The sequence below is a fragment of the Pedobacter sp. MR2016-19 genome, assembly GCF_014947265.1.
GTDB lineage: Bacteria > Bacteroidota > Bacteroidia > Sphingobacteriales > Sphingobacteriaceae > Pedobacter.
Genome location: NZ_JADCNK010000003.1, coordinates 69,984 through 91,065, shown reverse-complemented (window position 1 = coordinate 91,065; position 21,082 = coordinate 69,984). Strand labels below are relative to the sequence as shown.

General features: G+C 37.5%; 19 protein-coding genes. 11 read left to right on the top strand and 8 right to left on the bottom strand.

All coding sequences use genetic code 11. The features are described from left to right. Positions 1-441: 441 nt before the first annotated feature. Positions 442-2,949 (bottom strand): DPP IV N-terminal domain-containing protein, encoded by a 2,508-nt coding sequence (locus tag IM793_RS05120; protein ID WP_193420035.1) that lies wholly within the window; start codon positions 2,947-2,949, stop codon positions 442-444. A gap of 177 nt (positions 2,950-3,126) precedes the next feature. On the opposite strand from IM793_RS05120, the gene IM793_RS05115 reads away from it, so the two are divergent. The 3 genes from IM793_RS05115 to IM793_RS05105 all read left to right on the top strand — a co-directional run bounded on the left by IM793_RS05115 (position 3,127) and on the right by IM793_RS05105 (position 6,137). Next, positions 3,127-4,005 (top strand): polysaccharide deacetylase family protein, encoded by an 879-nt coding sequence (locus IM793_RS05115; RefSeq protein WP_132401514.1) that lies wholly within the window; start codon positions 3,127-3,129, stop codon positions 4,003-4,005. A gap of 16 nt (positions 4,006-4,021) precedes the next feature. Then, positions 4,022-4,885 (top strand): polysaccharide deacetylase family protein, encoded by an 864-nt coding sequence (locus tag IM793_RS05110; RefSeq protein WP_193420034.1) that lies wholly within the window; start codon positions 4,022-4,024, stop codon positions 4,883-4,885. Positions 4,886-4,976: 91 nt separating this feature from the next. Continuing rightward, entirely contained in the window at positions 4,977-6,137 is a 1,161-nt protein-coding gene (locus tag IM793_RS05105; protein WP_193420033.1) for a DUF3298 and DUF4163 domain-containing protein, read from the top strand. A 230-nt stretch (positions 6,138-6,367) separates the two neighbouring features. Here IM793_RS05105 and IM793_RS05100 read toward each other — a convergent pair whose 3' ends face one another. The 4 genes from IM793_RS05100 to IM793_RS05085 form a co-directional block, all read right to left on the bottom strand. Further along, complete coding sequence (locus tag IM793_RS05100) at positions 6,368-6,820, bottom strand: 3-oxoacyl-ACP synthase (RefSeq protein WP_193420032.1); 453 nt, start codon at positions 6,818-6,820, stop codon at positions 6,368-6,370. A gap of 39 nt (positions 6,821-6,859) precedes the next feature. Continuing rightward, the gene (locus tag IM793_RS05095; protein ID WP_193420031.1) at positions 6,860-7,204 is read right to left on the bottom strand and encodes a DUF1801 domain-containing protein; all 345 of its coding nucleotides are present in this window, start codon (positions 7,202-7,204) and stop codon (positions 6,860-6,862) included. A gap of 179 nt (positions 7,205-7,383) precedes the next feature. Beyond that, on the bottom strand, positions 7,384-7,959 hold the full coding sequence (locus IM793_RS05090; protein ID WP_193420030.1) for a nitroreductase: 576 nt from the start codon (positions 7,957-7,959) through the stop codon (positions 7,384-7,386). Positions 7,960-8,170: 211 nt separating this feature from the next. Beyond that, positions 8,171-8,731, bottom strand: a complete 561-nt coding sequence (locus tag IM793_RS05085; protein WP_193420029.1) for a hypothetical protein — start codon at positions 8,729-8,731, stop codon at positions 8,171-8,173. Between the two features lie 937 nt (positions 8,732-9,668). Between IM793_RS05085 and IM793_RS05080 the strand changes: the two genes are divergently transcribed. The 6 genes from IM793_RS05080 to IM793_RS05055 all read left to right on the top strand — a co-directional run bounded on the left by IM793_RS05080 (position 9,669) and on the right by IM793_RS05055 (position 15,367). Continuing rightward, positions 9,669-11,291, top strand: a complete 1,623-nt coding sequence (locus IM793_RS05080) for an ABC-F family ATP-binding cassette domain-containing protein (RefSeq protein WP_132401535.1) — start codon at positions 9,669-9,671, stop codon at positions 11,289-11,291. Between the two features lie 166 nt (positions 11,292-11,457). Next, complete coding sequence (locus tag IM793_RS05075) at positions 11,458-12,153, top strand: DUF4397 domain-containing protein (protein ID WP_193420028.1); 696 nt, start codon at positions 11,458-11,460, stop codon at positions 12,151-12,153. Between the two features lie 120 nt (positions 12,154-12,273). Continuing rightward, positions 12,274-12,858, top strand: coding sequence for an RNA polymerase sigma factor (locus tag IM793_RS05070; RefSeq protein WP_193420027.1), 585 nt, complete (start codon positions 12,274-12,276; stop codon positions 12,856-12,858). Next, a complete protein-coding gene (locus IM793_RS05065; RefSeq protein WP_193420026.1) occupies positions 12,851-14,065 on the top strand; it encodes a hypothetical protein in 1,215 nt (404 codons plus the stop codon). The genes IM793_RS05070 and IM793_RS05065 overlap by 8 nt, the downstream gene beginning before the upstream one ends. Positions 14,066-14,105: 40 nt before the next feature. Further along, positions 14,106-14,735: a Uma2 family endonuclease gene (locus IM793_RS05060; RefSeq protein ID WP_193420025.1), complete on the top strand. Its 630-nt coding sequence runs from the start codon at positions 14,106-14,108 to the stop codon at positions 14,733-14,735. An 11-nt stretch (positions 14,736-14,746) separates the two neighbouring features. Next, positions 14,747-15,367: a Uma2 family endonuclease gene (locus tag IM793_RS05055; protein ID WP_193420024.1), complete on the top strand. Its 621-nt coding sequence runs from the start codon at positions 14,747-14,749 to the stop codon at positions 15,365-15,367. 87 nt (positions 15,368-15,454) lie between these two features. On the opposite strand, the gene IM793_RS05050 is transcribed toward IM793_RS05055, so the two are convergent. Then, positions 15,455-15,961, bottom strand: a complete 507-nt coding sequence (locus tag IM793_RS05050; RefSeq protein ID WP_055905862.1) for a peptidylprolyl isomerase — start codon at positions 15,959-15,961, stop codon at positions 15,455-15,457. 10 nt (positions 15,962-15,971) lie between these two features. Then, positions 15,972-17,981 carry a thioredoxin domain-containing protein gene (locus IM793_RS05045; RefSeq protein ID WP_193420023.1) on the bottom strand — a complete coding sequence of 670 codons (2,010 nt, stop codon included), beginning with the start codon at positions 17,979-17,981 and terminating at the stop codon, positions 15,972-15,974. Positions 17,982-18,109: 128 nt separating this feature from the next. On the opposite strand from IM793_RS05045, the gene IM793_RS05040 reads away from it, so the two are divergent. Then, a complete protein-coding gene (locus tag IM793_RS05040; protein ID WP_193420022.1) occupies positions 18,110-18,487 on the top strand; it encodes a DUF1016 N-terminal domain-containing protein in 378 nt (125 codons plus the stop codon). 46 nt (positions 18,488-18,533) lie between these two features. Further along, positions 18,534-19,631, top strand: a complete 1,098-nt coding sequence (locus IM793_RS05035; protein ID WP_193420021.1) for a mandelate racemase/muconate lactonizing enzyme family protein — start codon at positions 18,534-18,536, stop codon at positions 19,629-19,631. 520 nt (positions 19,632-20,151) lie between these two features. Here the strand turns inward: IM793_RS05035 and IM793_RS05030 are convergent. Then, positions 20,152-21,048, bottom strand: coding sequence for a glycoside hydrolase family 25 protein (locus IM793_RS05030; protein WP_193420020.1), 897 nt, complete (start codon positions 21,046-21,048; stop codon positions 20,152-20,154). Between the last annotated feature and the right edge of the window lie 34 nt (positions 21,049-21,082).

The window sequence follows — 21,082 nt, the reverse complement described above, 5'->3', positions numbered from 1 at the left end:
GTTTGTGAGGACACAAACCATGGCGAAAAGGGAAAACTTTGCAATCGAAAGGTTTAGATTTGAAACACAACCCTAAAATAATTAAACCTGATAGCGCCAAATAGCTCCCGATTTAACAAAATATTGTATTTAAGAAAATTCAAATCGGGACTATAGGCAATAGCAGGGCTGAAATAACCGAAGAACTACCTTGCCCCGCTTTCCAAAAAACTATCTAACAGTAAAACAAATACTTACTGAGTAAATTGCCACAGCTAATCAAAAATTAGCTTCGCAATGACGACTTATCGTTATAAAATGGTTCTTGAGGACACAAACCATGGCGGGAAAATTGTTTCCAAAAAACAGATGGCTTGCAGTAAAAATATTTAACCACAGATAGACACTGAATAAACATGGATTGAATCTGTGTGCATCCTTTTTATCTGTGGTTAAATGAAATTATTTTCCGTTTTGCTCAATATCTCTGTCCATTTCTACCAGATCAACATCACTTGGGTCAGAAAAATCGCCAATTAGATATTTGTTAAAATGATCGGCCAGTTTCCAGAAAGCATATTCTGTCATATCTCCAAAACCATGGCGCTGACCTGGAATAATCAGGAAATCGAAACGTTTACCCGCTTTCATTAGCGCATTGGCTACACGGATTGAGTTTGCCGGGTGCACATTGTTGTCTACATCGCCGTGCATCAATAACAAATGACCTTTTAGGTTTTTGGCCAGATCAGGATTTTTATCAATGCTGTATTTAAATGAAGTATCGCCTTTTAGTGAAATGGTTTCTTTTACACCATGGTGTTTCTCGCTCCACCAACGGTTGTAAATACTATTATCATGGTTTCCTGCGTTCGAAACCGCAGCTTTAAAGAAATCTGGATAAACCAACATGGCCGCTGTAGACATAAAACCACCACCAGAGTGACCGGTAATACCCACCTTCGACTCGTCTATGTAAGAATATTTGGCTGCCAACTGCTCAATAGCAGTTTTTTTGTCAGCTAAACCATAGTCACGCAGATTGCCGTAACCATAAGTATGGTACCATTTAGAACGAGAAGGGTTTCCGCCTCTGTTACCTACCGTAATCACGATGTAACCAAATTGCGCTAAACGCTCGGTACGGTCCATGCTTTTGCTGAAAGCTTTGTTTACCGCTTCTGTTTGTGGCCCTGGGTAAACATATTCGATGATCGGGTACTTTTTATTGGGATCGAAATCAAAAGGTTTATACATAACACCGTACAAATCAGTTATTCCATCATCTGCTTTTACTTTAAAAGGCTCAGGGAATTTGTAACCCGCTGCCATCAGCAATGAAAGATCTGTTGTCTCAAGATCCATTACTTTTTTGCCTGTTCCATCGTAAAGTGTGGCTTTTGGCGCTGTATTTACCCTAGAATAATTATCAACAAAGAAAGTATTGTTATCATTCATATTTACCAGATGATCAAAATCGCCGGCATTTAACAATTTCATGTTCGATCCATCGAAATTGATGCTGTATAAATGTAAGTAGTAAGGATCTTCTTTATCTTCCCTGCCATTTGCCGTGAAATAAAGGATCCGTTTTTTCTCATCAATATTTACAATACTTTCACAGTGAAAAGCACCTTTGGTAATCTGATTTTTCAGTTTGCCGTTTTCATCAAAAAGATAAAAATGTGCCCAACCGTCGCGCTCACTCCAGTGAATTAATTCTTTACCATCGTTAACCAAACCCGGGCGGTTAACTTCAACATAAGTATTAAAGCGTTCATCAATTAATGGCGTAACCTTACCTGTAGCAATATCAACAGTACCGATGTCGATACGTTTTAAATCGCGGCTGGTACGCGAAAAATAGAACCTGCTATCGTTACCCAACCAAATCGACGGACGAAATTCGTTATCCCGGTCTTTATTTAATGATGGTTTGCCCCATACCGAAACACTTTGATCTTTAAATGCGGCAACACTCATTTTTTTATAAGATTTTGCAGCAAAATCGAAGAGTAAAATTTCATCCTGAGGGGCTTCGGCCTCTCCCGGCATTTGATATTTATAGGTTTCCAGGGTTGGACGACCAAGTGTAACACTATTAATTACCCAAAGATCTTTAACCTTGCGCGAATCGGTTCTGTCTAACACAAAATATTTCGAATTTGGCGACCAGAGTACATAAGCGCCACGACGTTTTTTATTGTTTTTTTCGTTCTCCACATTGTTCTCGCCATCGCCATCACTTCCATAGGAATAGAATTTAACCCCGTCTTTAGTGAGCTGATGTTCTACAATGGTACTATCATCTTCATTCTTAACTGCTTTTTTGTAGTTGTCTTTATCCATCCAATACAGATTGTAGTTACGGGAGAAGATGATGGCTGAAGAATCGGGTGCTACCGATCCCCACGATGGTTTAGGCTTTGGTTTACTGAAATTTAGCACCTCAGATAATTTTGCACTGGCCAATTCGTATTTGAAAGAAAATATTTTTTTCTGCATAGAATCTGCAGCTTTTTTATCTTTTCTGTCATGTTTTAGCTCATCAACCGTGCTTTTGATTTCGAAAGAAATACTTTTTTCATCGGCTGCAAATTTTAAGTTTTCGAGGGGTAAATGTTCGGCATCAAATGGATCCCGAACAATAAGGGTAATATCTGCTGCCAGTTTAGCATTATCAAACATCATTTTTTTGCTTTTTGACGCAGGATCTACCAGGTACCAAAATTTCCCTTTTGGACTTTCGAAAGTATACCAGAAGCGGTTGCTCAATTTTAGCCAGTGTGGATCTACTGCGGTAGAATAAACCATTTTTTTCAACTTATTGGGCGAAAAACGCGATGCAAGCTGATAATTTGCTTTAGGTTGTGGCTGAATATTTTCGGTTATGGTAAAGGTTTTATTTTGTGCAGCAACAGTTAAAGATAAAAACTGCGCACCGAGAAGGAGTTTGTAAAGTTTATTCATCAAAAGTTTGTTTGAGCTGCTAAATTATTTAATTAAAGGATATTAAGCAGGCCCTGATGTGTAATAAATGCGATAGTTAGTATAATTTCCAACAACTGAAATTAATTATTAACACAATTTATTTTGATAGATAAATAATTAATGGATTTCATAGTTTTGTAGTTATATATCCTAATAATGAAATACAGCTTTTTAACCTTAATAACAGCCGGAGCAATCTTATTTGCCAGCTGCCAATCTAAATCTCAAACAGAAAATTCTGCCAATAAAGATTCTGCCGAAAAAAATACCAAAACTGAAGCAAGTACCGGAACACCAGTTGATGTTTCGAAAATTAAAGTTGCTGATGCTAAAACCATTTTAGCCAGAAAACAAGTGCCAATTTTGTGTTATCACCAGGTAAGAAACTGGAAACCAACTGATGGTAAAGTAGGTAAAGACTATATTGTAGAAATCCAGAACTTTAAAGATCAGATGAAAATGCTGGCCGATAGCGGTTATCACACCATTTTACCAGATCAGCTTTATGCGTACTTAAACACCGGTGCTGCCCTACCGAGCAAACCGATTATGTTAACTTTTGATGATACCGATATGGACCAGTTTACCATTGTACGCCCAACTTTAGAAAAACTGGGCTATAAAGCGGTTTATTTTATCATGACCGTTTCGATAGGTAGAAAAGGCAAGTTTGTGGACTACATGACGAAAGAGCAGATTAAACAACTTTCAGATGAAGGAAATGTGATCGGTAGCCATACTTACGACCATAAAAACTTTAAAAAATATGCCGGTAAAGATTGGGAAGAACAATTAGACAAACCAACCAAAAAACTGGAAGAAATTACCGGTAAAAAAATGACTGAATTTGCTTATCCATTCGGTTTATGGAATGCAGAAGGCATCCCCGAGCTTAAAAAACGTGGTTTTAGAATGGCTTATCAACTATCGACTAAACGTGATGAAAAAGACCCGTTGTTTACCATCCGCCGGATTATTGCAAGTGGTTACTGGTCGCCAAAAACATTGAGCAACAGCATTAAAAATAGCTTTTAATTAAGACCAGTACGTTATGAAAGGTTTCCTGCTCTATGCTTCAGTTTCAATACTACTTTTAACCTCTTGCCAGCCCTCTAAGGCTTCAAAAGAAAAAACAGCAGTTGCAAATCCTACCGAAAAGGTTAAAATAGATTCGGCAAATACCAAACCTGCCGATAACAAAACCATTTTGGCAAAAAGAGAGGTCCCTGTACTGTGTTATCACCAGATCAGGAATAATATTGCCAGTGATAGTAAAAGAGCACATGATGATATTATTGCTCCTGATAAATTTAAGCAGCACATGAAAATGCTGGCCGATAGTGGTTACCACTCTATTTTACCCGATCAGTTGTACAATTACCTGGTTTACGGTGCTAAATTACCCGAAAAGCCAATTATGATCACCTTTGACGATACGGATGAAGACCAATTCACCATTGGGAACACCACATTGAAAAAGTACGGTTTTAAAGGTGTTTATTTTATCATGACAGTATCGATCGGCAGAAAAGGGCGGATCAATTACATGACTAAAGAACAGATTAAACAATTAGCTGACGAAGGAAATACCATCGCCAGCCATACTTACGATCATAAAAACTTTGCTCAGTTTACCGATGCCGACTGGACGACTCAAATTGATGAACCCACAAAAAAACTGGAGCAGATTACTGGAAAAAAAATAGAATATTTTGCTTTTCCTTACGGAGTTTTCAAATCATCTACTCTGCATAAACTAAAGGAACATGGCTTTAAGGCTTCATTTATTCTGTCTACTTCAAGAGATGAAAACTTCCCGCTTTACACCATCAGAAGAATAATTGATCCGGGAAGATACACGGCAAAAAACTTATATTACAGCATCAATAAGAGTTTTAATAAAACAAAATCTTAGTAAAGAGGTTTAAATTTGGAAGGTTGGCGCAATCGGATGATAAAACATCCCAATGTTACAATCTTCCAATTTTAGTTAATTTTTCTGCCTTATGAAGTATTCTTTTCTTTTTTGCCTTTTTGGATTAGCGATAATATCAGCCTGTAACAGTCCTAAAAACGGAACCAATACCAGCGAAACTACAGATAGTACGGTTAATGTAAAAGCCGGGCTTAACGATAGTTTCTATAAGCGGTTAGAAGGCACCATTGCAGGCAAAAAGGTAGTGATGCATCTGCAAAAAGTTGATGATGATGTAAGCGGTTTTTATTATTACGATGGCTCATGGCTTAACCTCTCAACCGATACGCTAATTGGGAAAGACAGCATGGTACTTACCGAGTATAGTTTTTATGAATCATACTTTACGCAGGATTCAAAATCACCACATTTAAAATTAAAATGGAATGGAAATGGTTTTGACGGCACATGGGAAAGTGGCGATGAAACAAAAAAATACCCAATTGCCCTGAAAGAAAAATATCCTGAAGGAAGTTATCAGTTCAATGCAGGCATTTACGAAGATTCGGTTAAAGCTTTTGCCAAACAGGCCAAATCGCCAGCTGCGCAGATCAGCTTTGAATACCTGGAAAGTAAAAATTCAGATGAATATGGCAATTGGTTAAATACTGAACTTAAAAAGATATTGGGAATAAAAGCGCAGGTAGAACGGTCAATTGGTTTTAAAAACATTGCTGCAGACTATTTTAAAGATTATAAATTGCAGGTTGCCGAACAAAATAGCAATGGTGATGATTATGAGGCCTGGATGAATTACACCAACAACAGTCAGCAATCGGTTAATTATAATGATAATGGTTATGTGGTAATTGATTTCCTGGCCGATGCTTATACCGGCGGCGCACATGGTAATTATAGTAGTGTAATGTATTGTTTGGACGTGAAGAACAAAAAACAAATGGTATTGAGCGACATTGTTAAAATCGATTCGAATACTTTACAGGGTATTTTAGAAACCAATCTTCGCAAAGAATATAATATTAAAGCCAAAGATGCTTTAAGCACTGTGCTTTTTGATGATTTTATAAAGCCAAATAATAATTTTTATTTCAATGCGAACGGCATCGCCTTTATGTATAACCCATACGAAGTAGCAAGTTATGCCCAGGGACAGATTGTGGTTTTTTTACCTTATGCAGATATAAAGGCTTATCTGGTGCCGGCTTTTGTGCAGCGAATGGGAATTAAATAGTTACCAATTGGCAGTGATCAGTTTACAGTTGATATTTAGATACTGGTTGATCAGTTAATTGTAAACTACAACCCGAAAACTGATTCTGCGATAATCACCTTAAATCTGCGGGAATAAATATGAAAAAAGGTTTCCCGCAGATGACGCAGATTTTCAGCCCCAGCGATAAATATAGAATCGCTTATCACTTCAGTATTGAGCTGTTCACTACAAATTGCTAACTAAAAATTTTACAGTATTTCTTTTACAATATAATCTTTGCCATTAAACTTAAAGCTTTCATTTATAGCTTTTCCGATCAAAAACCTGCCAATTGGCGAAACCTGAGAAACAGCAAAGAATTTTTGTCCATCGGTATTTAATTCGCCTGCACTAATGCAGATGTAAAAATTACCTTCGGTAGTGAGTACCAAACTCCCATTTTTAACCAATCGATCTGATTCTACATTTTCAATCTGCTGTAAAGCAATTTTTTGCTGCCCTGCTTCATACAGTAATTTACTATTGCGATCCATTTCCTGCTGCATCATTTCTCGTGTGGTTTCATATTTATCACCTGCGCTGCTTTTTGTGTCATCGTTTGAGGCTTGTCGGGCCTGTTGTAGCGAATATTCAATGTTTTCTATCCTGTTTTGAATAAATGTTAAGCAAAGCTGATAAAGTTTAGATTTTAATGCAGACATATCTGATGGATAATGGAAGATGTAAGATGGATAATGCACCTATTTGCGAAGGTCAAAAGCCAGGTTTAAAATGGATTCAATTTTCTTTTTGGGAATATCTTCGAGGTGATTGATCAATAAAATTTTCATTCTGGCTCTTTTCTCCTGCAACAGATCTTCGTGTTCAATTTTATGTCCGTCAACCAAACCAATGTAAGGCTGATGGAGTTTTTTATGGATCCAAAGATAACAGAACATTTTTCCTTTATGGTAATAAAAAGGCATTCCATATTTCCAATGTTCCGTAATATCATCATAACTCATTAAAAGTGACCTTAAATATTGAAGGCAACTTTTTACAGATTCATCTTTTTGTTCGAAATAATGATCCAGAGGATTTAACATAGTGAGAATGTAAGATGGATGATGGAAAATGGACGGGGCAAAATTGATGGTAAAAAATGTAAATCTATATCGAACTAATAGTCCAAAGTCTTTAGTCCGTAGTCGATTAACCGATTTCTACCATTAACCGATTAACGCTATTTACCAATGAACCATTGACTAATGAACTAATGCCCCACCTACCCCTCTATCCACCTTACCTTTTCTTCCATCGAAGTCCGGTTCGGCGCCCAGGGTTTTTCATTATGATAACCCATGTAAAATAAACCGATGCACTTCTCATTTTCACCCAGACTTAAGAAATCGCCCAAATTATCAATCAATGGAGGAGAACTCCAGTATGCCCCAACCTGCAAACTTTCTGCAGTTAAAGCCATGTTCTGAACTGCGCAGGAAACCGCAGCCAACTCTTCCCATTCGGGTATTTTACCGCTCACTTGCATATTGATAGCAATAATACAATCAGCCTGACTCGTTTTCTCACCAAAGCTATCGTACTTTTTCTGAAGAAATTGTTGAGGGGAAACCAACTCTTTATATAGTTTACCAAGTTCCTCGCCAAGTTTTGCCAATCCAGCTTTTCTGATGACCACAAAACGCCATGGCTGCGTTAATTTATGTGTTGGTGCATAATTGGCCGTTTCTAAAATCTGTTTAATTACCTCAACCGGAATTTCTTTTTTGATATAGCTGGCAGGAAAAATACTGCGACGTTCTTTTATAACTTTCGAAACGATATCGTATGTTGTACTCATTTGGTAAAAATAGCTAAAAGCTCAAAGACTAAAGCTGAAAGAGAAAAACAATTTTGCAATCAATTAAAATATTTGACGCTATGTTAACTGAAAATAAGATAGAAGCCGGAAGGATATATGAGGTGGAAGGAGAAAGGTATAAGGTTTAAATTCCAAAGATTTGACTTTACGTTAACTGAAGCTTAAACAATTAACTGCAAATTGATAACTGTCAACCGCGAACTGATAATTGCTTCCTGATCTGTTTAACTTTCGCAAAGAAGCCTATACTTTCTTTGTCTACCAGAAAATCCATGGTTTGCAATAACTCTTCCTTAATCCACTTGTGCCTGGTATTTAGATTAGCCAAAATGTTTAAACAATGTGATTTAATGGCCACAGGGATTTTCTCATCAATCAACCATGCAAAAACGACCTCTACCAGATGATCAGTTTCATAATCAGCAAGAATCTCCTTGATTTCCATAGAAGCATTTTTCCTGGTCATAAAGGCCAGTATTTTAACATAATGCCTCAATGCCGATAAATTGTTTTGTTGTGGAAATTTCTCCAAAAAATAAAGTGCATAGGGTAAAAACCTTTGCTGATAGTTAGCAAATACATTTTCTAAAATCCATGCAGCCCTGAAACCAATCTGCTCATCATGATAAAAACTTAAGTCGATCAGATCTTTCACCGAAAAGGTGTCTTCTGACGCGATGGCCGCTAATTTTTCTACTTTGCTTTTCTGAAGTGTGGTTTTTATGGTTTCGAGCAAGAGATCGTTTTGCATAGGGCTAAAATAAGCCTTTTGCTGGAGATAAACAGATCAAAGTCTTATCAGAAATTTTATTTTTGTACAAATTACTTTGAATAGGTCGTCATTCCCAACTTGATTGGGAATCTTAATGCCTATGCTGCGTGCATTAAGATTCCCTTGTATGCTCCATCGTGTGGACAAAATTAATTATAATATTCTTCTATCGCTCTATGCCGCGAGGCATAGTACTTTGGAGCGCCAAAGTACTCAAAGCGCTTTGTCAATCCAGCAATGAGCCTTTTGCACAATCTCAAGCGCATCAAAAAAACAGCGACACTTCGTTTAATCAGGTGTTGTGTGTGTGTTTTCTTTGGTCTGATTGAGCCCTGCGGGGTTTGTGTTCAATATTTTTTTAAAATTAAATCATCGGTTATGAACACAAAACCACTGCGTTTCAGGTTTGTTAGTGCCATTTTTTACTGTTGTGCGCCTGTTTTTTTGATTTCCCCGGCTCTTGGGATTGACAGCGTCCTTGGTTAAAATCCGTGCTTTATTAAAGTTGGTTAGCAAAACGCCTAAAAATACTTAAAAAAGGTGTGTACACACGATAGGCCTACGCGAGAATGACGTACTCCTTAATTTAATTTGCTTATTAAGTTTTAATTTTCCGGAACTAAATTTTAAACCATTAGCCAAAAACTTCTCCCCTTTGTAAAATAAACCCGGTAGTAGCGAACACGGAGTGCAACGCAGTAAAGCGGATAACGGGACTGCCTGAGCGACAAAGTACCGAACCCTTCATTTCCCAATCCTTCAAACTTTATAACTTTTCAACATTCAAACACATTTCAACTTTAAACCTTTCAACATTCCAACCTCCAAACCTTTCAACAATAAAACAATCAAACAATTAAACACTTTCCTACCCTCAACCTTTTTCCTTATCTTTGCGGCTTATTTCAATTATAGCATGATTTCAGTTTCTAATTTATCGTTACGGTACGGCAAACGCACATTATTTGAAGATGTTAACCTAAAATTTACCCAAGGCAACTGCTATGGTGTAATTGGGGCTAATGGCGCAGGTAAATCTACTTTTCTTAAAATTTTATCAGGAGAAGTGAATCAAACCTCTGGTAGCGTGGCTTTTACTCCAGGTGAAAGAATGGCCGTTTTAAAGCAAAACCATTACGAATTTGATGAGTTTTCGGTATTAGAAACCGTAATGATTGGCCATAAAGAACTTTATGCTATCATGAAAGAAAAGGATGCCATTTATATGAAAGAAGATTTTTCTGAGAAGGATGGCGAACGCGCCGGAGAGCTTGAAAATCTTTTTGCAGAAATGGATGGCTGGAACATGGAAAGCAACGCGGCAACGATGTTGAGCAATTTGGGCATAACTGAAGATAATCACTACAAATTGTTAAAGGAACTGGATAATACACAAAAAGTACGTGTATTATTAGCGCAGGCCCTGTTTGGCAATCCGGATATTTTATTACTGGATGAGCCTACCAACGATTTGGATATCGAAACCATTGCCTGGCTGGAAAACTTCCTGGCTGATTATCAGAACATCGTTTTGGTTGTATCTCACGACAGGCACTTTTTAGATGCGGTTTGTACGCATATCGTAGATATCGATTTTGCCAAAATGAGCATCTACACCGGTAACTATACTTTCTGGTATGAGTCTAGTCAGCTGGCATTAAAACAACGCAGCGACCAGAATAAGAAAATGGAAGATAAGGTAAAGGAGCTACAGGAATTTATCCGTAGGTTTAGTGCAAATGCCTCTAAATCAAAACAGGCTACATCCCGTAAAAAAGCTTTAGATAAAATAGATATTACCGAAATTAAAGCATCGAGCAGAAAATATCCGGCCATTATATTCAATAATACCGGTCGCGAGGCTGGAGACCAGATTTTACAGGTTGATGCTTTGGGCAAAAATGGAAATGATGGCATTTTATTCGACAAAGTTACCTTTATGGTAAATAAAGGAGATAAAATTGCAGTTATATCTCAAAACAGTTTGGCTACTGCAGCATTTTATGATGTTTTAACAGGAAGAGATACTGACCATAGAGGCGAATTTAAATGGGGGGTTACCATTAGCACAGCAGATATTCCGAATGATAACTCTGAATATTTTGCGGGTAAAGATGAAAACCTGGTAGATTGGTTACGTGAGTACTCTGGTACCGATGCCGATGAACAATTTGTACGCAGCTTTTTAGGACGAATGTTATTCTCAGGTGAAGAAGTACTTAAAAACGTAAAAGTGCTTTCAGGAGGTGAGAAAATGCGTTGTATGTTCTCCAGAATGATGTTACAACAGGCTAACTTGTTAATGTTTGATGAGCCAACCAATCACCTGGATCTTGAATCTATCGAGGCACTGAACAACGGCATGAAAGATTTTAAAGGCGCCATATTATTTACCTCACGAGATCACCAGTTAACGGAAACCGTTGCCAACCGCATTATCGAAATTACACCAAAAGGTACTATTGATAAGTTGATGACTTATGATGAATACATCAACAGCAGCGATGTTGCCAAATTAAGAGAAGAAATGTACGCTTAATTTTACGCTTAAAATATTGTTTAAAGCCGCATGAACACCATGCGGCTTTTCTTTTGTAAAAAAAATCAGCACTAGTGTAGCGTTTTCATTCCACTGATCGTTTTACAAGAAAAAGCGTTAATGGCCATTAACCAATTTTGTTCAAAGATTGATTTAAAACATTAAAATGAAAACGGATTTGAAAAATTTTAGCACTACGACAAAAATTATACTCTCTCTCCTTGCTATAACTTTAACCATAACTGCCTGCAAAAAGGATTTTAACAATGATCCGATAGAAGCTGCCGGTATTGGCTTTATTCATGCATCACCAGGAACGGCTGCGCTTGATTTTATATTGGATAACCAAAAAATAAACAGCTTTACCTATACTAAAGATCTTGGCTATTATGCTGCTTATCCGGGAATTAGATTGGTAGGAGTTTCAAAAAAGGATACTTTAAAATATTTAACCTATGCTAATGCTACCTTAAAATCAGGATCATTTTATTCGGTTTTCGTAGTAGATACCTTAAAATCTACAAAACTTTTGATTCTTGAGGACGATTTAAAAGCACCTGAAACCGATAAGGCTAAAGTTCGTTTTGTAAACTTAAGTCCGGGTTCTTCGCCATTTGATTTGGGCATTGCAGGTACAGATGCACCATTATTTACCGCAAAAGCATTTAAAGAGTTTACTACTTTTAGCAATATTGCACCAAATGACAGTTACACTTTTGAATTAAAACAAGGCGGAACTGTTAAAGCCAGCTTGCCTGCGGTTAAAATCGAAAAAGGTAAAATTTACACCATCTGGGCTAAAGGTTTATCAAGCAAAACCGATAGTACGGGCGTTGGCTTATCAGTGATGACAAACAAATAAAATATTCACTCTACCTGTGAAAACGAAAATTGACACTACCCAAAAACTGGGTGGTGTTATTTTTCTTAAATTTGCAATAATTAATCATGATAAACCTTTAATAAATAGTCCTTTACGGGGGTGATAAAAAAAATACTCAGTTTTGAGGAAATTTTAAAAGGCTGTGTAAAAAACGACAATAGCTGTAAAGAAATGATGTATAAATCATTTTACGGCTATTTAATGGGCATAATTTTAAGGTATACCAAGAATACTTCGGATAGTGAAGAGCTTGTAAATGATAGCTTTATCAAGATTTTCAAACATGTTGGCGGCTTCAAAGCACCAAAGAATCCGGAAGAATTACAAAGATCATTTAAAGGCTGGATTGCCCAGATTGCTTCGCGTACGGCGATAGACAAGATCAGGAGTGCTAAAGTTCAGTTTTATGTTGATGATTTAGCAGAAAGCGAACATCCGGCTACCCACGTTTCGATTGCTTCGGAACTACACGTTAATGATATTTTGAATTTACTAAATCATTTACCAGATACGCAGAGACTGGTATTTAACTTATATGAAATTGAGGGTTTTGCCCACGATGAAATTTCGAAGATGTTAAACATTCCTGAAAGTTCCAGTCGTGTTTACCTCACACGTTCTAAAAATAAGTTACGTACCCTTTACCTAAATACCATGGTCAATTCATACGAAAAAAATGGATAAGGAATTAATTGAGCATATTACTGCGCAACTCCAAAACCATGAGGAAGCTTATTCTAATGGTGCATGGGAGCGCTTTTCGGAGAAAAAAAACAAGAGACGAGGCATTGCTTACTGGCCTTTGTGGGTTGCTGCTGCCTTAATTTTAATCTTCGGAGGTGTATTTTTTGCACAAATAGATCAGAAAAAACAAGTTTTGGTAATTAAGCCTAAAGCGCAGCAAATCCCTGCAGCAGATGGAAATACAAATGTAGTTACTGAAACTAAAACCAATCCAACATCATTAAACAACAATGCAACTGCTGCAAATAATATAGCTACCAATCGTTCAACAAAAATTACGGAAAACTTAAAACCATTATTATCGCAGGAGACCAGTTATCCTCTTATTAATACAGTAGAAGAATTAACTCCCGTAAATAATAATATTTTAGATAGTAAACTTGCGGGTGTTAATCTTTCCAACCTGAAATCCAAACAGTTTAATATTTTAACGGAGAACAAGAAACCTCAACCCGGTACACAAACAAATTTCGAAAAGTTGCTTGCTCAGGATAGCTATGCAAACCAACAAAAACCAGTCGATAAAGTAAGTGGTAACTCTAAATGGCAGCCTGATGTATACGTTGCCCCTGCTATGGGTAATGACAATAAAGTAACCATGAATTATGGATTTTCTTTGTCATATGCCATCGCCAACAAATTATCAATAAGTTCTGGCGTATCATATGCCTCTATTAGTACAACAGAATCATTAGATGCCTCTGCCCCACAAACCTTATCAGGCAAAAACCTGGCATCAGTTGATGCCAAAGTGCGTGGAATTAATGTTCCATTAGAATTAAAATACAATATCAGTGATAAACTTTATACCAATATCGGGGTTTCTGCACTTGCTGTTTTAAATAATTCTCAGCAAAACAGCTATATTATAAACCAGGTTCAGAGTTTCTCTTCTCCGGCTGTAAATGGTTATGCTGATTCGAAAACCTTAATTGTGAAGGAAAAAACTGTTGAGCCTCAACCTGAAGCAAATTTAGATCCTGATAAATATATCGGATTCTACAATTTTTCTTTGGGCTACAAACAAAAAATATCCAAAAAGAATAACATTGCTATCGAGCCTTTTTTAAGGTTGCCCATGAAAACTTTCTCTAAAGAAAACCTTAACCTTACCAATGGCGGACTGCGGTTGAAAATTGATTTTTAAAAAAACTAAGATATTTAGTATATTTGGTTAAATGCCTCATATGAAAAATATCAAGCCATACCCTACCGAAGATGAGCTACCTCCAATTAAAACCCTTAATGAGGTAGATTTTTCTGCTGTTTACAGTTATGCAGATTATATGCGCTTTGAATTTGAAGTGCGCTTAGAGATTATTAAAGGTTACATTTTTGAAATGAGCCCTGCGCCTTCCAGGATTCGCCAAAAAATATCAGGAAGAATTTTTAACCCTATCTATAATGCATTAAATGGCCATCAATGCGAAGTGTATTCAGCGCCATTTGATGTGCGTTTAGCCAAGAAAGCTCAGGATGACAGAGAAGTTTTCACTGTTGTGCAACCCGATATTGTAGTGGTTTGCGATCCGACTAAACTCGATAAACGTGGATGCATTGGCGCACCAGATATTATTGTCGAAATTTTATCCCCAGGCAATAACAAAAAAGAGCTGATCAACAAATATGAAGTTTACGAAGAAGCAGGTGTTAAAGAATACTGGATTGTGAGTTCTTCGGATAAAACATTTTTCAGGTATATCCTTGATGATAAAGGCAAGTTTCAACCGACAAAACTACTCACTGAGGGCGAAGAGGTTACCACAACGATTATACCAGGCTTAAAACTTATCTTAGAAGAGGTTTTTCAGGATTAAAACAAAAAAACATGAAGCCATATCCTACTGAAGATGAACTACCTACATTTAAGACGCTTAACGAGGTCGATTTTTCTGCTACATACAGTTATGCAGATTATATGCGCTTCGAATTTGAGGAACGCTTAGAAATTATTAAAGGACACTTGTTCAAGATGAGCCCTGCTCCTTCTCGAATTCATCAGGGAATTTTAGCCAATATTTTTGGACCAATTTACAATGCATTAAAAGGAAAATCCTGTCGTGTCTATTCTGCTCCTTTTGATGTACGTTTAGCCAAGAAAAGTGTAAATGACAAAGAAGTTTTTACCGTTGTGCAACCCGATATTGTGGTCGTTTGCGATCCGACTAAACTGGATAAGCGCGGCTGCATTGGCGCACCAGATATCGTTGTCGAAATTTTATCCCCAGGCAACAACAAAAAAGAGCTGATTAACAAATATGAAGTTTACGAAGAAGCGGGCGTTAAAGAATACTGGATCGTTAGCCCTTCGGATAAAACATTTTTCAGGTATATCCTTGATGATAAAGGCAAGTTTCAGCCTACCAAACTGCTCACTGAGGGCGAAGAGGTAACAACAACGATTATACCAGGCTTAAAACTTATCTTAGAAGAGGTTTTTCAGGATTAGAACAATGATATTTAAACGAAAGAAGTCAAGTTTAAATAAGCAGCTTTGCCATTTAAACTTGACTTCTTTAAAATCGTTTTATATTAACTAGTGACCTGAATGACCATCAGCTCCGTGAGCATGACCATGAGCCAACTCATCTTGAGTAGCTTCGCGTACATTTAAAATCACACCACTAAATACTAAATTTTTACCCGCCATTGGGTGATTTAAATCTACTGAAATGGTTTCGTCGTGAACAGCAGTAACACCTGCTCTAAACTGGTTACCGTTGTTATCCTGCAATGGAATCACATCACCAACGTTTGGCAATTCGCCACCAGCTTCGGTAAACATTGTTTTTGGAAGATCGGCGAAAGCTCCAGGATCGATATCACCATAACCATCTGCAGCAGATAGTTCGAAGCCATATTCATCACCAGTTTTTAAACCGGTTAAGTGTTCTTCAAATTTAGGCAACATCATGCCAACGCCATATAAAAATACTAAAGGATTTTCTTCATCAGCTTTTTCTACAAAAACTTGTTGTCCTTCTTCGTTAGTAGTATGCAATTCGTAAGTTAACGCTACTACAGAGTTTGGTGAAATATTCATTTAAATTAATTTATTGTAAATACTCTAATGCGTCCTCAACAGTGTTAACCGGCAACTGGCATACTTTATTTCGGCAAATATAAACTTTTGTTTCATTGCTTTGCTTACCTTTTAACAGCGGTAAGTTACTTTTTGTTCCACCCAATGTAATTTTATTCGGAATATAATGCCTGCTTAATTCTAATTTAACAACATCCGTTTCTAAACCGGTAATGGCAATTTCATTTATGCCATAAATTTCATTCAGTAATTGAATGGCCCAATTTGAATAGGCAGAGCCATAACTTTTAATCTTCGGATGAACCGCAGCAAGCATTTCAGAAGCTTTTTCATTATATTTTTCAATATCAAAAAGCAATCCCATTTTTTTTAAGTTTTGCGCCATTACGGAGTTCGAAGCAGGAATTACATTGTCCATCACTTCATGTTTGCGGGCAATTAAATCTTCACTTTCTGCAGAGGTATAAAAAAACATTGGTGAATCCGGATCATAAAAATTAGCGATTACATAATCAGTTAACGATTTAGCTTCTACCAGCCATTTTTCATCAAAATCATATTCGTATAATGCAATTAACGCTTCGATAAAAAACGCGTAATCATCTAAAAAACCTGTAATAGATGCCTTTCCGTTTTTATAGTTCCGGTATAAACCTCCTTTTTCCAATTTTAGGTGATTTAAGATAAAATTAGCTGCAGCAGATGCCTTTTCATAATATTGATTGTGACTTAAAACCTGAGCCGCATCGGCCAGCGCTTTAATCATCATTCCATTCCAGGCAGTTAAACATTTGTCATCCAAACCTGGCCTGATCCTTTTACTCCGCACAGCCATTAATTTTGTCTTGGCTGAGTTTACCTTATCATAAAGCACCTCCGCCGTAGTATCAAATTTTGCAAGTAAATCGTCATCGCTGATGGTTTTGCGCAGAATATTGGTTTGTTCTTCTTCCCAATTACCTTCTTCGGTAATGTTATAGTAAGCGCCGATCAGTTGGGCATCTTCACCCAAAACCTGATCGAATTCTGCTTTATCCCAAACATAGAACTTACCTTCTATCCCCTCGCTATCCGCATCTAATGCCGAATAAAATAATCCATCTGCAGAAGTCATCTCATCAGAAACCCAATTTACAGTTTCTACCACGGTCTGTTTAAAAGAATCAAACTTAGTACACTGATAAGCTTCTGCATACAAACTGATCAATTGTGCATTATCGTAAAGCATCTTCTCAAAATGCGGCACATGCCATTTATCATCAACCGAATAACGGGCAAAGCCACCGCCAATCTGATCGTAAATACCTCCCCTGCTCATTTCTTCGAGCGTATGACAAACAGCTGTAAAAACCGATTCATCATCTTTTAAAAAGCCATAACGCAATAAAAAGACCCAATTATTGGGTAAGGGAAATTTCGGCGCACGGTTATAACCTCCGTAACCAATATCGAAATGGCGTTTCCAGGGATCGATAATTTCGGTCAGGTGTTCATGGGCATATTCTTCTGTAGTTACTGTAGCGATTATCTTTTCACTGTCTTTGATCCCAGAAGTTAACCTTTCGGCATATTGAATGGCTTTATCAGGTTCATTTGCCCAAAGTGCGGCAACATTCTCCAGAATATTGATCCAATCGTTTTTTCGGAAATAAGTGCCACCATAAATCGGACGCTGATCTGGCAAACAGATGCAGTTTAAAGGCCATCCGCCACTACCTGTCATGAGTTGAATGGCATACATATAAATCTGATCAATATCCGGACGTTCTTCCCTATCAACTTTAATGCATACAAAATGCCGGTTCATCACTTCGGCAACTTCATGGTTTTCGAAACTTTCGCGCTCCATTACATGGCACCAATGGCAGGCCGAATAGCCAATGCTCACCAATATGAGCTTATTTTCTGCTTTGGCCTTTTCTAATGCTTCTGCCCCCCATTCATACCAATTAACAGGATTGTGGGCATGCTGTAATAAATATGGTGATGAAGCGTGGATTAAGTTATTGGTTTCGGACATGACAGGTTATGTAAAATGTAAGCGGGAAAATGGAATTTTAATTTCGAGGCGTAAATCTATTAATAATCTACAAACCTGTTTCTATTTAGTTTTTGTTTTTATACTTTAGTTGGAAATCTATACGATGAATGGAATTGAGCAGAAATCAGTTATTTAATGCCATAAAAGAGATTATTAGCCAATCCCGTTTGAAAGTATTTCGTGCGGCAAATTCTGCATTACTTGAATCTTACTGGCAAATTGGAAAACTTATTATTGAGGATGAGCAGCAGGTAAAATTACGTGCAGCATACGGAAAAGAGACTTTAAAAAATCTTTCAAATCAATTGACATTTGAGTTTGGGAAAGGTTTTGATGAAAGAAATTTGAATAATATGCGATCTTTCTATTCTGCATTTCCAATTTGGTACGCATTGCGTACCGAATTAAGTTGGACTCGTTACCGGCTTTTATCCCGTTTTGTAAACCCTAACCTTATACCCTATACCTTCAACCTTACACCCTAAACCTTTCCCCCTCAACCTTACACCTTCAACCTTCAACCCTAAAAAAATGAAAATCACTCATACCGAAATATACCGATTTAGCATACCGATGGAACCTTTTGTTATTGCAACAGGAACCATGCATTTTGCACAAAATGTGTTGATCAGGATTTATACGGATACAGGTATCCATGGCATTGGAGAATGCTCTGCTTTCCCGATGATTGTTGGTGAAACACAGGAAACCTGTATTGCCATGGCTAAAGATTTTGCCGCGATTTTAAAAGGTAAAGACCCTTTAGAGATTCCTGAACGGATGAACGATTTATTGGGTTATGCAGATCATAACAATACCATTAAAAGTGCTTTCGATATGGCTTTGTTTGATATTGCAGCAAAAAATGCAAACTTACCCCTGTATAAATTTCTAGGTGGAACCAAACGCACCATTGAAACTGATATGACCATTGGTATCGACACACCGGAGGGAATGGCCACTACAGCTTTGAAATATAAAAGCCAGGGTTGCCGTATCTTAAAAATTAAGCTAGGTAAAAAAGTGCATGATGATATAGAAAGGGTAAAACACATCCGCGAAGCGGTAGGTGAAGATTTAACCTTACGCCTGGATGCCAATCAGGGTTGGAGTTTCGACGATGCTTTATTTGCATTGGGCGAATTGGAAAAATACAATATTGAGTTCTGCGAACAACCCATGCGCACCTGGTATGATGATAAATTACCGGAGCTGAATGTAAATTCGCCAATTAAATTAATGGCCGATGAAAGCTGCTATAACCACCATGATGGCCGAAAACTGATCAACAGTCAATCTACAACCTATTTAAACATTAAATTTTCAAAATCCGGGGGGATTTTAGAAGCGCAAAAAATACATGAAGAAGCCTTAAAACATGGTGTAAAATGTATGATTGGCAGCATGCTCGAAACCCGGATTGCTTTAAGCGCCAACCTGCATTTTGCCTTGGCCAGCCCTAATATTGAGTTTTTTGACTTAGATACAGCGCTATTGGGGCATTTAGTTGATCCAGTGGTTGGTGGCTTAACTTATAACGGTTATTTTCTTGATGTTCCCGAAGAAATCGGTATAGGCGCCGAAGCAGATGAGTTTTTCTTAGAGAAATGTGAAAGCTGGACGGTTTAGCATAATAGTTTGGAGTTTGGCGTTTGGAGTCGATTAACCGATTAAAAAAATTAAACTCCAAATCAATATCTATTCATTATTTATTAACGACGTACTGAACCTCTTAAACAGATCGCTTATCCTAAAGCTCCCAGCGTATGTACATATCTCCGGCATTTGTTTTTAGGCATTATGCTAGCTTGCTCTAAAAATACGCAGGTTTTACCGAAGTACGCCTGTCAATCCCAAGGGCCAGCGAAATCAAAAAAACAGTTGCAAACCAGTGCAATTAGCACTACCAAACCTCAAACGCAGTGAGTTTTGTGTCACGAGGTACCTGCTAACCCTCACTTACCACAGCCCGACACAAAACAAAGTGCCGCTGTTTTTTTGATGTGCGTCGGCTATGTGCAAAAGGCCCATTGCTGGATTGACGAAGCATTTTTGCATACTTTTGATGCGTCAAAAGTTTGATGCCACGCGGCATAGAGCGAAAAAAATTAGGCTTATCGTTAATAAATAATGACCAGTGAACCAATAACTAATGAACTAACAACCTATCCAACGCCAAACTATCACCATTAAAAGCATTAAAATCGACTACATGGCCGATACCATTAATTTTAGCTTTATCAGAATGCTGCCAAAATTTCCAGCGGCTTTTATCCATCCTTAACTTTGGTTGATAATAATGGGCAATCCACAAAGGATAATCATCAAAATGATCGGCTAAATAATCTTCATAAAATTTAAGCCCCGTATAAACAATTGGTCTTACTTTGGTTTTCATTTCTACATAATTGAGAAAATCAGAAAGTTCTGCCCTCATTTTTAGCGGTGAAACGCCATCTAAAGATTCAATATCCACAACTGGTGGTAAATCACCCTTCTCAATATTTACCACTTGTAAGAAAAATTTGGCCTGTGTTTTACCGTCCTTTTTTGGTCTGAAAAAGTGATATGCACCGCAAATAATCCCTGCTTTTGGGGCCTCACGCCAGTTGCGTTGAAAATAGGGATCAACCAGCATTAATCCCTCTGTGGCTTTGATAAAGGCAAAACGGATACTCACCTCATCTTCCTTCATTTCCTTTACTTTTTGCCAGTTTATTTTACCCTGATAATAGGAAACATCAATTCCGTGAACCGTATATTTTTTAGGGATCTTGATGTTAAAACTCTCGTAAGTTCTGTAATTAGGGTCTTGCCCCCAATCTTTAACCCAACGCCAGGTAGCCACAAAACTTCTCAATACATAGCCGTAATAAAATGGAGAGAGTAAAATCAACAACAAACCTGCAATAACCAGTTTAAGCTGAACGGAAAGCACAGCTTTCTTTTTTCTGCCTGTTGCGGGTTTTCTGGTTGCAGGTTTCCTGACAGCAGGTTTTCTGGCGACTGGACTTTTATTTATTGGGGTTCTTTTATCTGCAGGCATGGGTTATTAATGCCGCTAAGTTGAGGAAAATGTA

What these genes read in the sequence shown, in the direction of transcription:
- IM793_RS05040 (WP_193420022.1), top strand. Translation starts at nt 18,110, where the DNA reads ATGGAATTGAGCAGAAATCAGTTATTTAATGCCATAAAAGAGATTATT.
- IM793_RS05115 (WP_132401514.1), top strand. Translation starts at nt 3,127, where the DNA reads ATGAAATACAGCTTTTTAACCTTAATAACAGCCGGAGCAATCTTATTT.
- IM793_RS05085 (WP_193420029.1), bottom strand. Translation starts at nt 8,731, where the DNA reads ATGCAAAACGATCTCTTGCTCGAAACCATAAAAACCACACTTCAGAAA.
- IM793_RS05045 (WP_193420023.1), bottom strand. Translation starts at nt 17,981, where the DNA reads ATGTCCGAAACCAATAACTTAATCCACGCTTCATCACCATATTTATTA.
- IM793_RS05075 (WP_193420028.1), top strand. Translation starts at nt 11,458, where the DNA reads ATGAAAACGGATTTGAAAAATTTTAGCACTACGACAAAAATTATACTC.
- IM793_RS05110 (WP_193420034.1), top strand. Translation starts at nt 4,022, where the DNA reads ATGAAAGGTTTCCTGCTCTATGCTTCAGTTTCAATACTACTTTTAACC.
- IM793_RS05055 (WP_193420024.1), top strand. Translation starts at nt 14,747, where the DNA reads ATGAAGCCATATCCTACTGAAGATGAACTACCTACATTTAAGACGCTT.
- IM793_RS05030 (WP_193420020.1), bottom strand. Translation starts at nt 21,048, where the DNA reads ATGCCTGCAGATAAAAGAACCCCAATAAATAAAAGTCCAGTCGCCAGA.
- IM793_RS05035 (WP_193420021.1), top strand. Translation starts at nt 18,534, where the DNA reads ATGAAAATCACTCATACCGAAATATACCGATTTAGCATACCGATGGAA.
- IM793_RS05050 (WP_055905862.1), bottom strand. Translation starts at nt 15,961, where the DNA reads ATGAATATTTCACCAAACTCTGTAGTAGCGTTAACTTACGAATTGCAT.
- IM793_RS05065 (WP_193420026.1), top strand. Translation starts at nt 12,851, where the DNA reads ATGGATAAGGAATTAATTGAGCATATTACTGCGCAACTCCAAAACCAT.
- IM793_RS05090 (WP_193420030.1), bottom strand. Translation starts at nt 7,959, where the DNA reads ATGAGTACAACATACGATATCGTTTCGAAAGTTATAAAAGAACGTCGC.
- IM793_RS05120 (WP_193420035.1), bottom strand. Translation starts at nt 2,949, where the DNA reads ATGAATAAACTTTACAAACTCCTTCTCGGTGCGCAGTTTTTATCTTTA.
- IM793_RS05105 (WP_193420033.1), top strand. Translation starts at nt 4,977, where the DNA reads ATGAAGTATTCTTTTCTTTTTTGCCTTTTTGGATTAGCGATAATATCA.
- IM793_RS05080 (WP_132401535.1), top strand. Translation starts at nt 9,669, where the DNA reads ATGATTTCAGTTTCTAATTTATCGTTACGGTACGGCAAACGCACATTA.
- IM793_RS05100 (WP_193420032.1), bottom strand. Translation starts at nt 6,820, where the DNA reads ATGTCTGCATTAAAATCTAAACTTTATCAGCTTTGCTTAACATTTATT.
- IM793_RS05095 (WP_193420031.1), bottom strand. Translation starts at nt 7,204, where the DNA reads ATGTTAAATCCTCTGGATCATTATTTCGAACAAAAAGATGAATCTGTA.
- IM793_RS05060 (WP_193420025.1), top strand. Translation starts at nt 14,106, where the DNA reads ATGAAAAATATCAAGCCATACCCTACCGAAGATGAGCTACCTCCAATT.